We start from the raw sequence: 16,484 nt of genomic DNA on the forward strand, positions 1-16,484 counted from the left end.
TATTAAATAATAAATTTCATCTAACCACCATGATAACTCGCTATTTTACTCTTATATGTAATACTATATTGAATATAATACTCTCGTTAGCCAAAATTTAGAGTGTCGAATCGATTTTTAAATAATAAAAAGACACCAAATCAATAATTAGTAAATTAATGAATATATAATAATTTACTAATTATAATATGTTATATTCAACATTTGATATTATAATTTCCCGTGAGGGTTTTTACCCTTGAAATTTATTTTATGTTATGCGTTACAAAAAATAATTAATGAAAAAGTAGAAGAGTTAATCAATCTCTGATAGAAATTTGAATGTGTAGGCCAGATTTATATTTAATAATGGCTTACAATCACGGTGGAATATTCATCATGACATAGATGACTAATATAGTTCATCTAAACCGCATTATTGCATCAGGGACTGGCATTTTATATAAATGTCATTTGAAAAATACTTATTTTTATTGTACAAAATTGTACCTTCATAATATCAAGCTTGATTTAGCGGTTACCTGATGAGAAGGCCATTTCAAGGAAATTATTTTAGCCACAAGTTACATAGGAACGGTGAATTATGTTTTTTTCTCGTAAATTAGAAGCATTCATGGCGGTGGTGGAAATGGGTTCTTTAAGCAAGGCGGCAAGAGTGATGAACCGTACTACTCCCCCAGTCGCTAAATCAATTAAAGACTTTGAAGCGACGTTAGGAAAGCGCTTATTCAAAAGGGAGAAGTTTGGGATGATTCTGACCAAAGACGGAGTGGAGTTATATAATGACCTGAAAGAACTCTATTTGAAAGAGAAAGAAATTACAAAGAAACACATCAGCGGGAGTATTTGTAATGTTGTGAATATATACCATGATTGGGGTAAGAAAAGGCATCTGATTTCGCTTTACAAAGCAGCGGACAGAAATAATGCTCAAGTTAATATATTACGCTTCAGTTATGATAACATCGATGAAATAGTTGACTATGAGGGCAATACAATCATTTTGAGTTCGGAAAAAGTACTTAGTGATCGATTCAGTCTGGTACGGAAAATTGATGGCCAAAATTTGGGGATCTGTTGCCGTAAAGAGTTATTGGATGAAATGAATGGTGACTTTACTCAATTGCTGAAAAAGAGAACGTGGTTATGTGATCCCGTGCTTTATAAAGGCAATTTGATAAAGAGTTTGGAAGAGGAAATGATCAAAAACGGAGAAAAAGTTAATATTCGACAGATGGATAGTATAGAATGTTGTCTCAATTTTATTCAATCACCTGATTATATTTTTATTACAGATTCTCACTCCGGTGCATTGGAAGAGGGAGAAAGCCTAGGCTTCATTCCAATATCACGGCCTGATGCAATTAATCAGTGTTATGTCTACAAATCAAAATCTCATTCAAGCGTGTTAAATCGTTTTATCGACTCCGTCAGTGACATGGAATAACTGGCTTTATGGGCGGGGCGAACCACCAGATTTTCCTGCTCCGCTATGGGTATTTGCCCAAATGCATTAATTTTGAAAACATCGACTCAATTGTTAATCTAAAGTGCTTTGTTGCTCCGTTTTACTTCAAGCCGGCTTTTAATAGATGTTCTTAACAGATTAGCGATGAGTTCAACGATTGATGTAAGCAATAGAATAACTATTTGCTGATTTTTATAATGCATTAGCGCTTGCAATAGATTTTTGATAGTGGTGAGGAAGAATGATACGTCATTTCGCTCCTCACCTTTGGCTTGTGTGGGTACGAAACCACTCATTATTCCACTGAACAGGATACTATGTCCTGCCCACAACCATTCTGTTATATTCCAATTTAGGTTGTTAGCTGAATGGGCTAACACTTCCCAAATCGATACATTGTACTTGATTATAGTGTGTTTTTTATTAACGACTAATATATTTAGTTTTGAATTTGGAAGTCATGGAAGGTGAAACTTTGATGGTGGTGGGGGAAGGATTCGAACCTTCGAAGTCTGTGACGGCAGATTTACAGTCTGCTCCCTTTGGCCGCTCGGGAACCCCACCAAATTTGTTGAATTGTGCGCTGTCGTTAGCAGCGGACGGCATAATATCAAATAAGCCGCCGCTGTAAAGTAGATAATCGAAAATAGAGTATCGAATGCTGTCTTTTTGATCTTGATGGTCGAATTGCAACCTATCTGGTAATGTCACCAATGGAAAGTATTTGCATCACAGGTTGAGTTTTCATCAATCAGCAATAGCGACAACACTTTATTTTTTATCAAAAAGTAATATTCTTTATTAAAGAATAACGGTACGGTTTCCATATACAAAGACGCGTTGAGAAAATACCCAGTATAATGCTTGGCTTAGCACATTTTTCTCAACATCCCGTCCTGCCCGCATCATCTCTTCTGCTGTGTAGGTGTGATCCACATTGATGACATCTTGAGTGATAATTGGCCCTTCATCCAAATTGTCATTTACGTAATGGGCCGTCGCGCCAATAATTTTCACACCACGCTCATAAGCCTGGTGATAAGGACGAGCACCGATGAATGCGGGCAAGAATGAGTGGTGGATGTTGATTATTTGATTCGGGTAATGCTGAACAAATGCGGGCGTTAAAACTCGCATATATTTCGCAAGTACAACATAGTCCGGCTTATATTGATCAATCTGGGCCATCAATGCTTCGTCATGTTGTTCGCGGGTTAAACCCTCATGACTGATGTAATGGAATGGAATATCAAACTGTTCAACCAATTTTTGCAGGATAGTATGGTTGCCGATGACGGCAGCAATTTCGACGTCCAGCCCCCCATAGACGCTTTTGACTAAGATATCGCCAATGCAATGTGCTTCTTTGGTCACCATGATAACGATACGACGTCGACCTGCCGTATTGAGTTCACGGTTTGAGCCTACAGGCAGGGCGTCATCCAAATCGGCCAGAAGAGTTTCATCATTAAAAATACCTTCCAGCTCGGTACGCATAAAAAATCGTCCGGTACGATGATCAACAAACTCATTATTTTGAACGATGTTTAATTGATGTTTGTAACAAATGTTTGTGATTTTTGCGATTAATCCCTTGGAATCAGGACAAATTGTACGCAAGATTTTTTTTTGTACATTTGCGTGTTGCATGGATTACGAGAACCTCAAATATTCTTCACTGTGTGAATTGTTATGTTTGATAATTTAGATGCTGTTAGCCACAGCACTTCTTATATTTTTTGCCTGAACCACACGGACAAAGGCTATTTCGACCTATTTCAGGACGAATTCCATCTATATAAAACCAACGTTGGTCAACGCACAAAAAACGTGAACGTTCATGAACCAATTGCTTATCTTGCTTTCCTTGTTCAATAAAGCAAGCTGAAAATTCAACATAGGCTTCATTATTATGTTTCCCCTGATGAGTTTCGAGAACATTTAATCCCAGCCATTGTACACCAGCAAAACTTTGTTCTATTTCTGCCTGCCAATTTTCAGCCTGACAATCTGGGTGCCAGGTAGCGATAAGATAGTCGGAATTTTGTGTAACGTAAGCGCTGTATCTGGAACGCATCAAGGATTCAGCAGTTGGGGCTGGGTGATGGTTTTTAAGATAGGGGCCACAGCAAAGGTCGAAAGATGAGCCACTGCCGCAGGGACACATTTTTGTCAAAATAGCTCCAGTTATTTAAAGAAAGTGGTTGCTGTTAATATCACCGAATGATGATACCCGAATATCGGCAAAGGCCGCAATGTTTGGTAAGGCGTTGGCAAATCACCTGTCTTGCCGCTTATTGCTAACTATGGGGTAAATTAGCGTCTGTTGAGTAGGCTTAAATATGACTAAAAGCCAGCACACTGTATATCTGGTCGAATTAACTGGTATACTCGTGCGCATTATTTTTTGCGAGTGCAATTTTCTTCATACATACGATTTTTTCTGAGAGTTAATGCCACTGTTTACGCTGTAAAGGAATTTTCCAGTGAAAACACGGCAGTAGGAGACGATTTAATGTCAGTCATAAATAAAAAGATCAAAAAAGCAGTTATACCTGTCGCTGGTTTGGGAACTCGGATGTTGCCAGCCACTAAAGCTATTCCAAAAGAAATGCTCCCTCTGGTGGATAAACCGCTTATTCAGTATGTGGTCAATGAATGTATCAAAGCAGGCATTAATGAAATCATTTTGGTCACCCATTCATCCAAGAACTCAATAGAAAACCATTTTGATACCAGCTTTGAGTTGGAAGCGATCCTTGAAAAAAGAGTCAAGCGCCAATTATTGGACGAGGTACAGTCCATCTGTCCAAAACATGTGACGATCATGCAAACCCGTCAGGGAATTGCAAAAGGATTGGGGCATGCCGTGTTATGTGCTAAACCCCTTATTGGTGATGAGCCGTTTGCTGTTATTTTGCCTGATGTTATTTTGGATGAGTACAGCACTGACTTAACAAAATATAATTTGAGTGAAATGTTATCACGCTTTAACCGCAGTGGTGCAAGCCAAATTCTGGTTGAACCTGTTCCTGCAGAAAGTGTTTCGGATTATGGCATAGTTGATTGTCTGGGGGAAAATTTACAGCCAGGGGATAGTAAACCTATTGCCCGTGTTGTTGAAAAACCCAAACCAGAAGAAGCACCCTCGAATCTTTCTATTGTTGGCCGTTATGTATTATCCGAAAAAATCTGGCCATTATTAGCAAAAACTGCGCCAGGGGCAGGAGATGAAATACAACTGACCGATGCCATTGCTATGTTGATGGAAAAAGAACCTGTTGAGGCTTATCACTTACAGGGCCGTAGTCATGATTGTGGTAATAAATTGGGCTATATGCAAGCCTTTGTTGAATATGGCATGAAACACCAGGAATTGGGCAAATCATTCACGGATTGGATCATGACCTTGCAAAATCAGATTGAAAAATAATCTACTCGTACTTTAAGGTGTGATATGAAAGTTACTGTATTTGGTATTGGCTACGTAGGCTTAGTGCAAGCAACCGTGTTTGCTGAAGTGGGGCATGATGTGCTTTGTGTCGATGTTGATGCAAAGAAAGTTGAGAACCTGAAAAATGGCCAAATTCCTATTTTTGAGCCGGGCTTGACACCCTTGGTAAAGAAAAATCATGCTGAAGGACGGTTAAATTTTACAACGGATGCCAAAGCCGGCATTGCTCATGGCAAATTACAGTTTATTGCAGTAGGCACACCTCCCGATGAAGATGGCTCTGCTGATCTTAAATATGTCACTGCCGTAGCCAGAACCATTGCAGAAAATATGGATGGTTACAAAGTTGTCGTTGACAAATCAACGGTTCCAGTAGGTACGGCGGATAAGGTCAGGGTTGTGATGCAAGCAACATTGGCAGAGCGCAATATAGCACTTCCATTTGATGTCGTTTCCAATCCTGAGTTTTTAAAGGAAGGGGCTGCGATTACTGACTGTATGCGGCCTGAACGTATTATTATTGGTTGTGATAATGATAATGTGGTTGAGGTCATGCGTGAGCTGTATGAGCCATTTAATCGTAATCATGATCGTATGATAGTTATGGATATTCGCAGTGCTGAATTGACTAAATACGCAGCTAACTGCATGTTGGCAACAAAAATCAGTTTCATGAATGAAATGGCTAACTTGGCTGAAATGTTGGGAGCTGACATTGAAAATGTGCGCCAAGGAATTGGTTCCGACTCGCGCATCGGATATCACTTTATTTACCCTGGATGTGGATATGGCGGTTCATGTTTCCCTAAAGATGTTCAGGCATTGATCCGGACTTCTGAACAAATAGGATATGTGCCAAAAATTCTTCAGGCAGTGGAGCGGGTTAACGAGACACAGAAAAGTAAATTGCCTACTTTTGTAAAACAGCATTTTGGTCATGACTTATCAGGCAGGACATTTGCTGTTTGGGGATTGTCATTTAAACCAAATACGGACGATATGCGTGAGGCATCAAGCCGTGTCTTGATGGAAACGTTATGGGAATGTGGTGCCAAAGTTCAGGCGTATGATCCTGAAGCTATGCAAGAAGCTCAGCGTCTTTATGGGCAGCGTGATGATCTCTCTTTAATGGGAACAAAAGAAGCGGCATTAAAAGATGCCGATGCTTTGATTATCTGCACAGAATGGCAAAACTTCAGAGCACCTGATTTTGATGCGATAAAGGATGCATTAAAAACGCCGGTGATTTTTGATGGACGCAATCTTTATGATCCTGAACGCCTGCAATCCCGTGGTTTTACTTATTATGGTATTGGCCGCGGCGCCTCAATCAAACCAGTCATTTGAGTTAATATATGAAATTTTTAGTTACAGGTTCTGCTGGTTTTATAGGTTTTCATGTTAGTCAGCGGTTATTGAATATGGGGTATGAGGTTATCGGCATTGATAACCTCAACGATTATTATGATGTTAATTTGAAACAGGCGAGACTAAATTTATTACTCCCTTATTCAAATTTCAGATTTGAAAAATTAGATCTGGCTGACAGGGTTGCAATCTCAGCGTTGTTCGCTAAACATCAATTTCAGCGCGTGATCCATTTAGGTGCTCAACCAGGGGTGCGTTATTCAATAGAAAACCCTATGGCATATATTGATGCCAATATTATTGGTCATATCAATATTCTTGAAGGTTGCCGCCATCATTGTGTAGAACATCTATTATATGCCTCTTCCAGTTCAGTTTATGGTTTAAATAAAAAGCAACCTTTTTCTACTGATGACTCGGTTGACCATCCAGTCTCTTTATATGCAGCAACGAAAAAAGCTGATGAATTAATGTCTCACAGTTATTCTCATCTTTACCAACTGCCCACGACAGGATTGAGATTTTTTACCGTATATGGTCCATGGGGGCGTCCTGATATGGCTTTATTTAAGTTCACTAAAGCGATGTTAGAAGGTAAGCAAATTGATGTTTATAATCATGGCAATATGGTGAGGGATTTCACATATATTGATGACATTGTCGAATCTATAATCAGATTGCAAGATATCATTCCTGTTTCCAATAAAGATTGGGCGGTTGAAAATGGACAGATATCTGCCAGCTCTGCACCATATCGAGTTTACAATATCGGTAATGGGCAACCGATAAAACTGGGGGATTTTATTGAAGCCATTGAAACTTCATTAGGGATTGAGGCAAAGAAAAACTTTATGGAAATTCAAGATGGCGATGTATTATCAACCTGTGCAGATTCAAACGCGCTTTACAATAAAATTGGCTTTTCTCCTAACACGTCAGTCAGGGAAGGCGTAAAGCGATTTACTGATTGGTATTTAGGCTTTTACCAGAAACTGTAACAATGGAAACAGAAAAAAGGAGCGAAGAGCTCCTTTTTTTATAAGTTTATGTTAATAAAAAACTAAGTTGGTGTTAAATTGTTTTTTGTCACATCAAGAATATGAAGGCAATTTAGCCGTTAATATCGCTTTCTGTGTTTCTACATCAGCTCGTAATTAACCTAGTTATATTAATCATAAAACAAAAATACCCTTGATAGGGTATTTTTGTCATCAGGTCTATAAAGCAACTGATTAGATCAGGAAATCTTCCAGGTTTTTGCCTTCTTCTTCAATTGCTTTTTTGATTACAGCGGGGGTACGGCCTTGGCCAGTCCAGGTTTTAGTTTCACCGTCATCAACGTATGAATATTTAGCTGGACGTGCAGCACGTTTAGATTTACCAGTAGATTTACCACTTAAAGCGTCTACTAAATCGCTTAATTCAATACCGTCTTTTTCCAGCATTTCACGATATTCTTGAAGTTTACGTGTACGCTCTTCTAATTGCACACGAACCTGGTTATCTTCTTCACGACGTTCTTCAACAACAGTCGTCAGTTTTTCCAGCATTTCTTCTAAAGTGCTAAGTTCACATTCTCTTGCTTGCGCGCGCAAGGTACGGATGTTATTTAAGGATTTTAAATTTTCGCTCATTGTCCTGGTCTCAAATTATAATGATGATAGCTGATGTAGGGATAATAATAGAATGCTATTTTATTTTCTGCAATAGTGAATTTACTTTCTCAGGCTAAAACATGTCATTTTAAAATGCAATTTTTTAGGTAATCGATATATTGTGTTTTAATCCTGCTATTGGGTTTACCATTTTTCAATAAGCATGAAGAGGGATTACTGTAAAGTTTAGTAAGGGGTAAATCATGGGATATAAAACTAATTTATAGTCAATCCGTAAGAAACGTTAACTGTTTTGTTGAAAATAAGTTGAAGAAGTAAGTATGGAATGAAAGTTTTTTATGGGTAATCCATTAGTTATGATCATAGTGAGGAAATTGAGCAAAAGTAAACCACTATGATTATTAATATTCAAAGAGTGGGGGGTGAAATTAACTATTTTCTTTTGATGTTAATTTTGTTCATTTGGCGTGCAGTAAGTCCTTGTGGTGCTGATTTTATATGCGCAAATGTGATGATTATCATGAAAATAATCTTTTCTTACTCATTCTAATTTGTTTCTGCTACCCCATTATTGACAATAACAAGGATAATCTTAACCAGAGTTTGTGGTAAACTGACGTCGTTATATCGCCTGATTAAATTTGATTAAGAGGATGAACAGGCCAATGGCCCAGCTTTATTTTTATTATTCTGCCATGAACGCAGGGAAATCGACTTCCTTATTGCAGTCTTCCTATAACTATAACGAAAGGGGAATGAGAACACTGATCTTTACAGCAGAAATCGATACCCGATTTGGTAAAGGAAAGGTCAGTTCCCGTATTGGTTTATCCACTGAGGCTTTGTTGTTTTCACTAAAAACAAATATTGCTGAGCTTATCAGAAGGGAAAATGAGGTAGAAAAAGTCCATTGTGTTTTGATTGATGAATGCCAATTCTTAACGAAAGAGCAGGTCGAGCAACTGTGTGAAATTGTAGATTATGACGATATCCCTGTCCTTTGTTATGGTTTAAGGACAGATTTTCAAGGTGAATTATTCAGCGGTAGTGAATATCTCCTGGCGTGGTCAGATAAGTTGGTGGAGCTGAAAACAATTTGTCATTGCGGGAGAAAAGCCAGCCGTGTGCTTCGTTTTGGCAGCGATGGCAATGTTGTTTACGATGGTGCTCAGGTTGATATTGGTGGTAATGAAAAATACGTCTCTGTGTGCCGTAGGCATTATACTGATGTTATTCATGAAGCTAAGGCCAAAAAGGTTTAATTCGCTGCCAGTTAATTATGATCGAAAAACCTAAAACGATATAGGTTAGATAGGCTAGAAAATAAAATATTGAAAAGGCGTTGGGTTGCCCTAACGCCTTTTAAGTGACATCCATCAGCCTATCATTTATTATTCTTTCTTATTATTTTTTCTATTTGATTTTATTGCCTCCTGCAGTTTTTTACCCTGTTCGGTGAATTCACGGCCATAAAAAGAATCTAGCAGCAGTTGTTTCAACTCAGAAATTAATGGATAGCGTGGGTTTGCACCGGTACATTGGTCATCAAATGCGTCTTCTGCTAACTTGTCGATTTTTGCCAGAAAGTCAGCTTCTTGCACACCTATTTCGCGAATTGAAGCTGGAATGTCTAGCTGGGATTTCATTTCTTCTAACCAAGCCAATAGTTTTTCAATTTTGGTGGCCGTACGATCACCTGATGCGGTTAATCCTAAATGGTCTGCAATTTCTGCATAGCGGCGTCGTGCCTGTGGACGGTCATATTGGCTGAAGGCCGTCTGTTTTGTGGGATTGTCATTGGCGTTGTAGCGGATCACATTACAGATTAATAGCGCATTAGCTAAACCGTGTGGGATATGAAACTCAGAGCCAAGTTTGTGAGCCATAGAGTGACACACTCCCAGGAATGCATTAGCAAAGGCAATACCGGCTATAGTTGCTGCATTATGAACACGTTCGCGGGCAACCGGGTTTTTTGCCCCTTCGTGGTAGCTGACAGGCAGATAATCTTTCAGTAGTTTTAATGCTTGCAGTGCTTGCCCATCAGAATACTCATTGGCTAGGACAGAAACATAGGCTTCCAATGCATGGGTTACCGCATCCAGGCCACCAAAGGCACATAGCGATTTTGGCATATCCATAACCAGGTTTGCGTCAACAATCGCCATATCAGGGGTCAATGCATAGTCTGCCAAAGGATATTTCTGCCCGGTTAGATCATCGGTAACAACCGCGAAAGGCGTGACTTCTGAACCTGTACCTGACGTGGTGGTAATGGCAACCAATTTAGCTTTTACGCCCATTTTCGGGAACTTATAAATACGTTTACGGATATCCATAAAGCGTAAAGCCAGTTCCTCAAAATGTGTTTCGGGATGCTCATACATTACCCACATAATTTTAGCTGCATCCATAGGAGAGCCACCGCCAAGGGCAATGATGACATCAGGTTTAAACAGATGCATCTGTTCAGCGCCTTTGCGGACAATGCTTAATGTCGGATCGGCTTCGACTTCAAAGAACACTTTTGTTTCAATGCCATGCGATTTCAAGACATCAATAACCTGATCGGCATAGCCGTTATTGAATAAGAAACGGTCTGTCACAATAAAGGCGCGTTTAGAACCATCAGTAGCGACTTCTTCCAATGCAATGGGCAGAGAACCACGGCGGAAATAGATTGATTTTGGAAGTTTATGCCATAACATATTTTCGGCTCTTTTGGCGACGGTTTTCGTATTGATCAGGTGTTTTGGCCCAACATTTTCAGAAATAGAGTTGCCTCCCCAAGAACCACAACCCAGTGTCAGGGAAGGAGCCAGCTTAAAGTTGTACAAGTCTCCGATACCACCTTGAGATGCCGGTGTGTTGATTAAAATACGTGCGGTTTTCATTTTGTTGCCGAAGTATTTAATACGCTCAGCCTGATTATCTTGTTCGGTGTAAAGACATGACGTATGCCCAATACCCCCCATTTCAACCAGTTTCTCGGCTTTTTCGACGGCATCTTCAAAGTTTTTGCCTCGGTACATGGCAAGCAGTGGTGATAGTTTTTCATGGGCAAAAGGTTCTGTTTCATCTGCCAGAGTGACTTCACCGATAAGAATTTTAGTGTTTTCAGGAACATTAATACCGGCCATTTCAGCAATTTTTGTTGCCGGCTGACCCACAATTTCTGCATTTAAATTACCGTTTTTCAAGATAATATCTTGAACGGCTTTGAGCTCTTTTCCCTGGAGAAGGTGTCCACCGTGAGTTGAAAAACGCTCACGTACTTGCTCATAAACAGCATCAACAACGATGACAGATTGCTCTGAGGCACAGATCACACCATTATCAAACGTTTTAGACATCAGGATAGATGCAACGGCACGTTTGATATCTGCTGATTCATCAATCACGACCGGAGTATTGCCAGCACCAACACCAATTGCGGGTTTGCCAGAACTGTAGGCGGCTTTTACCATGCCTGGGCCACCGGTTGCCAAGATCAGGTTAATATCAGGGTGATGCATTAAGGCATTTGATAGTTCAACGGAAGGTTCATCTATCCAGCCAATGATATTCTTTGGTGCGCCGGCTGCAACTGCTGCCTTTAAGACGATTTCGGCCGCTTTGTTGGTCGCTTTTTTGGCGCGCGGATGAGGGGAAAAAATAATACCATTACGGGTTTTCAGGCTGATAAGTGCTTTGAAAATGGCAGTAGATGTCGGGTTCGTTGTTGGAACAATACCGCAAATCAAGCCAATAGGCTCAGCAATAGTCATCGTCCCGAATGTATTGTCTTCGGATAAGATACCGCAGGTTTTATCATCTTTATAGGCGTTATAAATATATTCTGAGGCAAAGTGGTTTTTGATTACTTTATCTTCCACGATCCCCATGCCAGATTCAGATACGGCCAATTTTGCCAGTGGAATACGGGCATCAGCAGCAGCAAGGGCGGCAGCTCGGAAAATTCGGTCAACTTGCCCCTGAGAAAAATTAGCAAATTCATGCTGGGCTTTTTTTACGCGGGCAACTAATTCATTGAGTTCTGCGAGGTGAGTTACAGCCATAAAAATTACTCCTGATAAATGTTAAATTCTTTAGGGCAATCAGCCGAGAAATTATTAAATTGTTAAATAATATTTTGAGATTAATCGTTTTGGATTTAATCGTGAATATTGTTAATCACCTTAAAAAATTGCTTAACAAAATGATTAATGTAGGAATAGTTCTTTTCCTTGAAATTCTACGTTGGATACAGCTTACCATTTACAGGCGGCCATATTGTGATTTAGATCATGAAAACATTAAGCTGACTCAATTCAGCTTTTGTTTTCGAGACGATGGGTATGAGTTGTTATTTAAGGGGGTTTAATTGGGGTTTTAACTTTGAAAGTACAATTTATTAACGTTGTGTTTGTTATATTATTTATAGATAGCTTGCTATTGATTGGCTGGGAGTGGGCTTAGATGATGACTTCAATTATAGGATATTAAAATCACTGAGCTTATTGTTATTAGGGGAAAGAATTTTTCCTCTGGGTGACAGTGATATAGCGAAGATACTTTAGTTATTTAAATGATTAATGCAATAAGGTGAAACTTCATACTCAAACGGAGAGCAAACCAACCAAAAATTAACTAATAAATGATCAGTTAAAAGGCAATGGGTTGATAACATGTATTTCCGTCTAATTTTCTTGGAACTATTGTTCATATTTTATTCCTTTTTAGTCTTCGATCTTCTAAAAATAATACTGTAATTTTCCACACCATTTTGTTTTTCATCATTTTACCTAACCAGTGATTTCATCATTGTTTTGTGATGAAGGTGGACTTTTACTCTGTGGTGATTGCATTTTGTTAAAATAATGTTTATTTTCTCTTTTGATAATATTCCATAAATATTGCCTGGAGATAATTGAATAAAAACCATTATTATCACTATCTTACATTAGTTTCGTAAATGTATTGTATGCAGGGGCAACAAATAATCTTAATGCTTTAATAAATTTATTATAAAAATCAAATAACAATTATTATGCCAACAGAGTTTTTTATTAGATTAATGACCCTTTGTTAACGTGATAAGTAAATTATTTGAGTTAGTAGATTAAAAACGATTCATTTACTGTTTATAACATGGAGTGAAAAATGAGGAAAAAACTATCAAAGTTAGGTCAGTTGATTTCGAGTGTCGTTTTATTCTCTTTTCCTGTGGCACAAGGCATTGCTGCAATCGTTCCCGCAGGCGTTACGCTAGCTGAAAAGCAAGAAATAACCGTTAATAATGGTGTTGAAGTCACTTCATTAGACCCTCATAAAGTTGAAGGTGCGCCAGAAACTATCATTATTCGTAATCTGCTGGAAGGGCTGGTAACGACTGGGCCAAATGGTGAAACCGTACCTGGCGTAGCAGAAAGATGGGAAAACGAAGGGTATAAAGTATGGACGTTCTATTTACGTAACGACGCCAAATGGAGTGATGGTAAGCCTGTGACTGCACAGGATTTTGTTTACAGTTGGCGTCGCCTCGCTGATCCAAAAACCGGATCGCCTTATACCAGTTACTTGCAATATGCTTATATTCAGAATGTTGACGATATCCTGAAAGGAATAAAATCACCGGAACAACTGGGTGTTAAGGCGTTAGATGATCACCGTTTCCAGGTAACCCTGAGCCAACCCGTTCCTTATCTGGTCGACATGTTGAGCCATATAGCGATGAAACCCGTCAGGCAAGATGTGATTGAAAAATGGGGAAATAAATGGACATTGCCAGAACATTATGTTGGCAATGGCGCTTATACATTGAAAGATTGGGTAGTCAATGAGCGAATTGTTTTAATGCGTAATCCCCAGTATTGGAACGATAAGGAAACCATCATTGAAAAAGGCACTTTCCTGCCTATTGTCTCAGAAGTCAGTAGCATCAATCGCTACCGTAGCGGGGAAATCGATATTACTGACAATGCCATCCCGCCTGAGTTATACAAAAAAATAAAGCGGGATATTCCTGAACAATTGCAAATTTCCCCTTATCTGTGCACGTTTTACTACGAAATTAATAACCAGAAGCCACTCTTTAAAGATAACCGGGTGCGTGAAGCCATAAAATTGAGTCTTGATCGCGATATCATCACTGAAAAAATTATGGCCCAGGGGCAAATTTCGGCATATGGATTCACGCCGACTTATATTGGCGAGGGCTTGACCATTAATCCTGAATGGGCAAGTTGGACACAGGAGCAACGTAATCAACGCGCGAGGGAATTGCTGAAAGAAGCCGGTTTTAATGCCAATAATCCCCTTAAGTTTACCTTGTTGTACAACACATCAGACCAAAACAAACAACAAGCCATTGCTGCGGCGTCCATGTGGCAGAAAAATATTGGCGCAAAAGTCACCTTACAAAATCAGGAGTGGAAAACGTCCCTCCAGAACCGTCATCAGGGTAACTATGATGTCGCGAGAGCAACATGGTGTGGCGATTATAACGAACCTTCTTCTTTCCTGAATATATTGCTGTCAACCAGCAGTAACAATACCGGTTTTTATCAAAGTGAGGTATTTGATAACTTCCTTAAGCAGGCTTTGACTGCCAAAGATGACGCTACGCGTAAGGCATTTTACCAGCAAGCCGAAGCCCAGCTTGATAGAGATTCCGGGCTGATACCGGTTTATTACCGCGTCAGTGTGCGCCTCATTCGGCCGACGGTGGGGGGAATGACGGGAAAAGATCCCCTGGATTATGTCGATCTCAAGAATTTGTATATTAAAAAGATGAATAACTAATCATCGTCACAAGATATTGTTTTGCCGTAAACAAAATAGTTCCTTTTGGATGCGGATAATAACCATCCCCATGCGTGGATATGACTTTAACAGGTCAAATGATATCAATTGGAGAAAACAAGATGATAAACACAACAAAGAGAAAACTGGCTATTGGCATTACAGTAGCGCTAGGCATGATGATAGGAGGACAGGCCTTTGCAGTGCAAGTGCCTGCGGGTGTGCAACTTGCAGACGCTGCGAATCAGGTTTTAGTCCGCAACAATAGCTCTGAACCACAATCGTTGGATCCGCATAAAATCGAAGGTGTACCGGAATCTAATCTTTCCCGTGATCTGTTTGAAACTCTGGTGATCAATGACCCTGACGGTAAAATTATACCGGGAGTGGCAGAAAGCTGGGAAAATAAGGATTTTACCGTTTGGACATTCCATCTGCGTAAGGACGCAAAATGGTCCAATGGTGACCCTGTCACTGCACAGGATTTTGTTTACAGTTGGCGCCGTATATCCGATCCAAATACCGCATCCCCTTATGCAAGTTACCTTGAATATGCTCACCTTCTCAATGTTGACGATATCATTAAAGGTAAAAAGAAGCCGGAAACACTGGGAGTTAAGGCATTAGACGACCATACCTTGCAATTAACGCTTAGTGAAGCCGTTCCTTATTTAGTCAAATTATTTGTTCACCCAACAACATCTCCCGTCCATCGTGCAACAATAGAAAAATATGGTGAGAAATGGACGCAACCCCAGAATTTTGTCGGTAATGGTGCTTACAAACTGAAAAGTTGGGTCATTAACGAGCGCATTGTTCTTGAACGCAGTCCAACGTATTGGGATAACAAAAACACGGTTATTAACCAGGTGACTTTCTTGCCTATTTCATCTGAGGTCACGGATGTTAATCGCTATCGCGCTGGCGAAATCGAGATGACTTATACCAACTTGCCGGTCGAACTATTCCAAAAACTAAAAAAAGACATTCCCGAACAATTGCACATAGATCCGTATTTATGTACTTATTATTATGAAATTAATAACCAGAAACCCCCCTTTAATGATCCTCGTGTGCGTACCGCACTAAAATTGGGCCTGGATCGCGATATTATCACTAATAAGATCAAAAATCAGGGTGACACCCCTAGTTATGGTTATACCCCACCCTATATTGCTGATTTTAAAGATGAAAAACCAGACTGGTATGCCAAGCTCAACCAGCAACAGCGTAATGAAGAAGCGAAAAAACTTTTGGCAGAAGCGGGCTTCACCAAAGATAACCCTTTGAAAATTAATCTATTATATAACACCTCTGATCTGCATAAAAAATTGGCCATTGCCGCTGCATCCATCTGGAAAAAGAATATTGGTATTGAGGTTGTTCTCGAAAACCAAGAATGGAAAACGTATCTTGATTCCCGCCATCAAGGGAATTATGACGTAGCCCGTGCTGGGTGGTGTGCAGACTATAACGAAGCGTCCAGTTTCCTGAACACGATGTTATCCAATAGCAGCAATAACACGTCTCATTATAAGAACAAAGCATTTGATACCTTGATGACACAATCCCTGCAAGTCAAAACTGATGAAGAGCGTGCAGAGGTTTATGCCAAGGCTAACGCCTTATTGGATAAAGATTCAGCGATAGTTCCTCTCTTTTACTATGCGAGTACCCGTTTAGTGAAACCTTATGTAGGCGGTTATACCGGTAAAGATCCATTAAATAACCTCCACACCAAAGATCTATACATAATAAAACATTAGGAGTTAGTCGGTGATCCAATAGGGTCACC

Annotated in this window: 11 protein-coding genes and 1 tRNA gene; 7 read left to right on the forward strand and 5 right to left on the reverse strand. The window is 39.6% G+C overall.

Going from position 1 to position 16,484, the window contains the following annotated elements; genetic code table 11:
- Positions 1-583: 583 nt before the first annotated feature.
- The gene (locus tag Xkoz_RS05130; protein ID WP_099141148.1) at positions 584-1,447 is read left to right on the forward strand and encodes a helix-turn-helix domain-containing protein; all 864 of its coding nucleotides are present in this window, start codon (positions 584-586) and stop codon (positions 1,445-1,447) included.
- A 500-nt stretch (positions 1,448-1,947) separates the two neighbouring features.
- On the opposite strand, the gene Xkoz_RS05140 is transcribed toward Xkoz_RS05130, so the two are convergent.
- From Xkoz_RS05140 to Xkoz_RS05150, 3 genes are all read right to left on the reverse strand, one after another.
- A tRNA-Tyr gene (locus Xkoz_RS05140) sits at positions 1,948-2,032 on the reverse strand.
- A 237-nt stretch (positions 2,033-2,269) separates the two neighbouring features.
- Positions 2,270-3,118: a formyltetrahydrofolate deformylase gene (purU, locus tag Xkoz_RS05145; RefSeq protein WP_099141150.1), complete on the reverse strand. Its 849-nt coding sequence runs from the start codon at positions 3,116-3,118 to the stop codon at positions 2,270-2,272.
- Positions 3,119-3,182: 64 nt separating this feature from the next.
- Positions 3,183-3,644: a YchJ family protein gene (locus tag Xkoz_RS05150; RefSeq protein WP_208615207.1), complete on the reverse strand. Its 462-nt coding sequence runs from the start codon at positions 3,642-3,644 to the stop codon at positions 3,183-3,185.
- A gap of 339 nt (positions 3,645-3,983) precedes the next feature.
- Here Xkoz_RS05150 and galU point away from each other — a divergent pair, with 339 nt between their 5' ends.
- From galU to Xkoz_RS05165, 3 genes are read left to right on the forward strand one after another with little or no spacing between them, the layout of a single operon-like run.
- Positions 3,984-4,901: a UTP--glucose-1-phosphate uridylyltransferase GalU gene (galU, locus tag Xkoz_RS05155; RefSeq protein WP_099141152.1), complete on the forward strand. Its 918-nt coding sequence runs from the start codon at positions 3,984-3,986 to the stop codon at positions 4,899-4,901.
- Between the two features lie 24 nt (positions 4,902-4,925).
- Positions 4,926-6,269, forward strand: a complete 1,344-nt coding sequence (locus Xkoz_RS05160) for a UDP-glucose dehydrogenase family protein (RefSeq protein WP_099141153.1) — start codon at positions 4,926-4,928, stop codon at positions 6,267-6,269.
- An 8-nt stretch (positions 6,270-6,277) separates the two neighbouring features.
- Complete coding sequence (locus Xkoz_RS05165; RefSeq protein ID WP_099141154.1) at positions 6,278-7,288, forward strand: NAD-dependent epimerase; 1,011 nt, start codon at positions 6,278-6,280, stop codon at positions 7,286-7,288.
- Positions 7,289-7,522: 234 nt separating this feature from the next.
- Here the strand turns inward: Xkoz_RS05165 and Xkoz_RS05170 are convergent, their stop codons facing one another.
- Positions 7,523-7,924 (reverse strand): H-NS family histone-like protein, encoded by a 402-nt coding sequence (locus Xkoz_RS05170; protein ID WP_099141155.1) that lies wholly within the window; start codon positions 7,922-7,924, stop codon positions 7,523-7,525.
- A 647-nt stretch (positions 7,925-8,571) separates the two neighbouring features.
- Between Xkoz_RS05170 and Xkoz_RS05175 the strand changes: the two genes are divergently transcribed.
- Positions 8,572-9,168, forward strand: coding sequence for a thymidine kinase (locus tag Xkoz_RS05175; RefSeq protein ID WP_099141156.1), 597 nt, complete (start codon positions 8,572-8,574; stop codon positions 9,166-9,168).
- 129 nt (positions 9,169-9,297) lie between these two features.
- On the opposite strand, the gene adhE is transcribed toward Xkoz_RS05175, so the two are convergent.
- Complete coding sequence (adhE, locus tag Xkoz_RS05180) at positions 9,298-11,964, reverse strand: bifunctional acetaldehyde-CoA/alcohol dehydrogenase (protein ID WP_099141157.1); 2,667 nt, start codon at positions 11,962-11,964, stop codon at positions 9,298-9,300.
- 1,084 nt (positions 11,965-13,048) lie between these two features.
- On the opposite strand from adhE, the gene Xkoz_RS05190 reads away from it, so the two are divergent.
- Entirely contained in the window at positions 13,049-14,689 is a 1,641-nt protein-coding gene (locus Xkoz_RS05190) for an ABC transporter substrate-binding protein (RefSeq protein ID WP_099141159.1), read from the forward strand.
- Between the two features lie 122 nt (positions 14,690-14,811).
- Positions 14,812-16,455 (forward strand): oligopeptide ABC transporter substrate-binding protein OppA, encoded by a 1,644-nt coding sequence (gene oppA, locus Xkoz_RS05195; RefSeq protein ID WP_099141160.1) that lies wholly within the window; start codon positions 14,812-14,814, stop codon positions 16,453-16,455.
- The last annotated feature ends 29 nt before the right edge of the window (positions 16,456-16,484 follow it).

This window comes from Xenorhabdus kozodoii (assembly GCF_002632875.1).
GTDB classification, from domain to species: domain Bacteria; phylum Pseudomonadota; class Gammaproteobacteria; order Enterobacterales; family Enterobacteriaceae; genus Xenorhabdus; species Xenorhabdus kozodoii.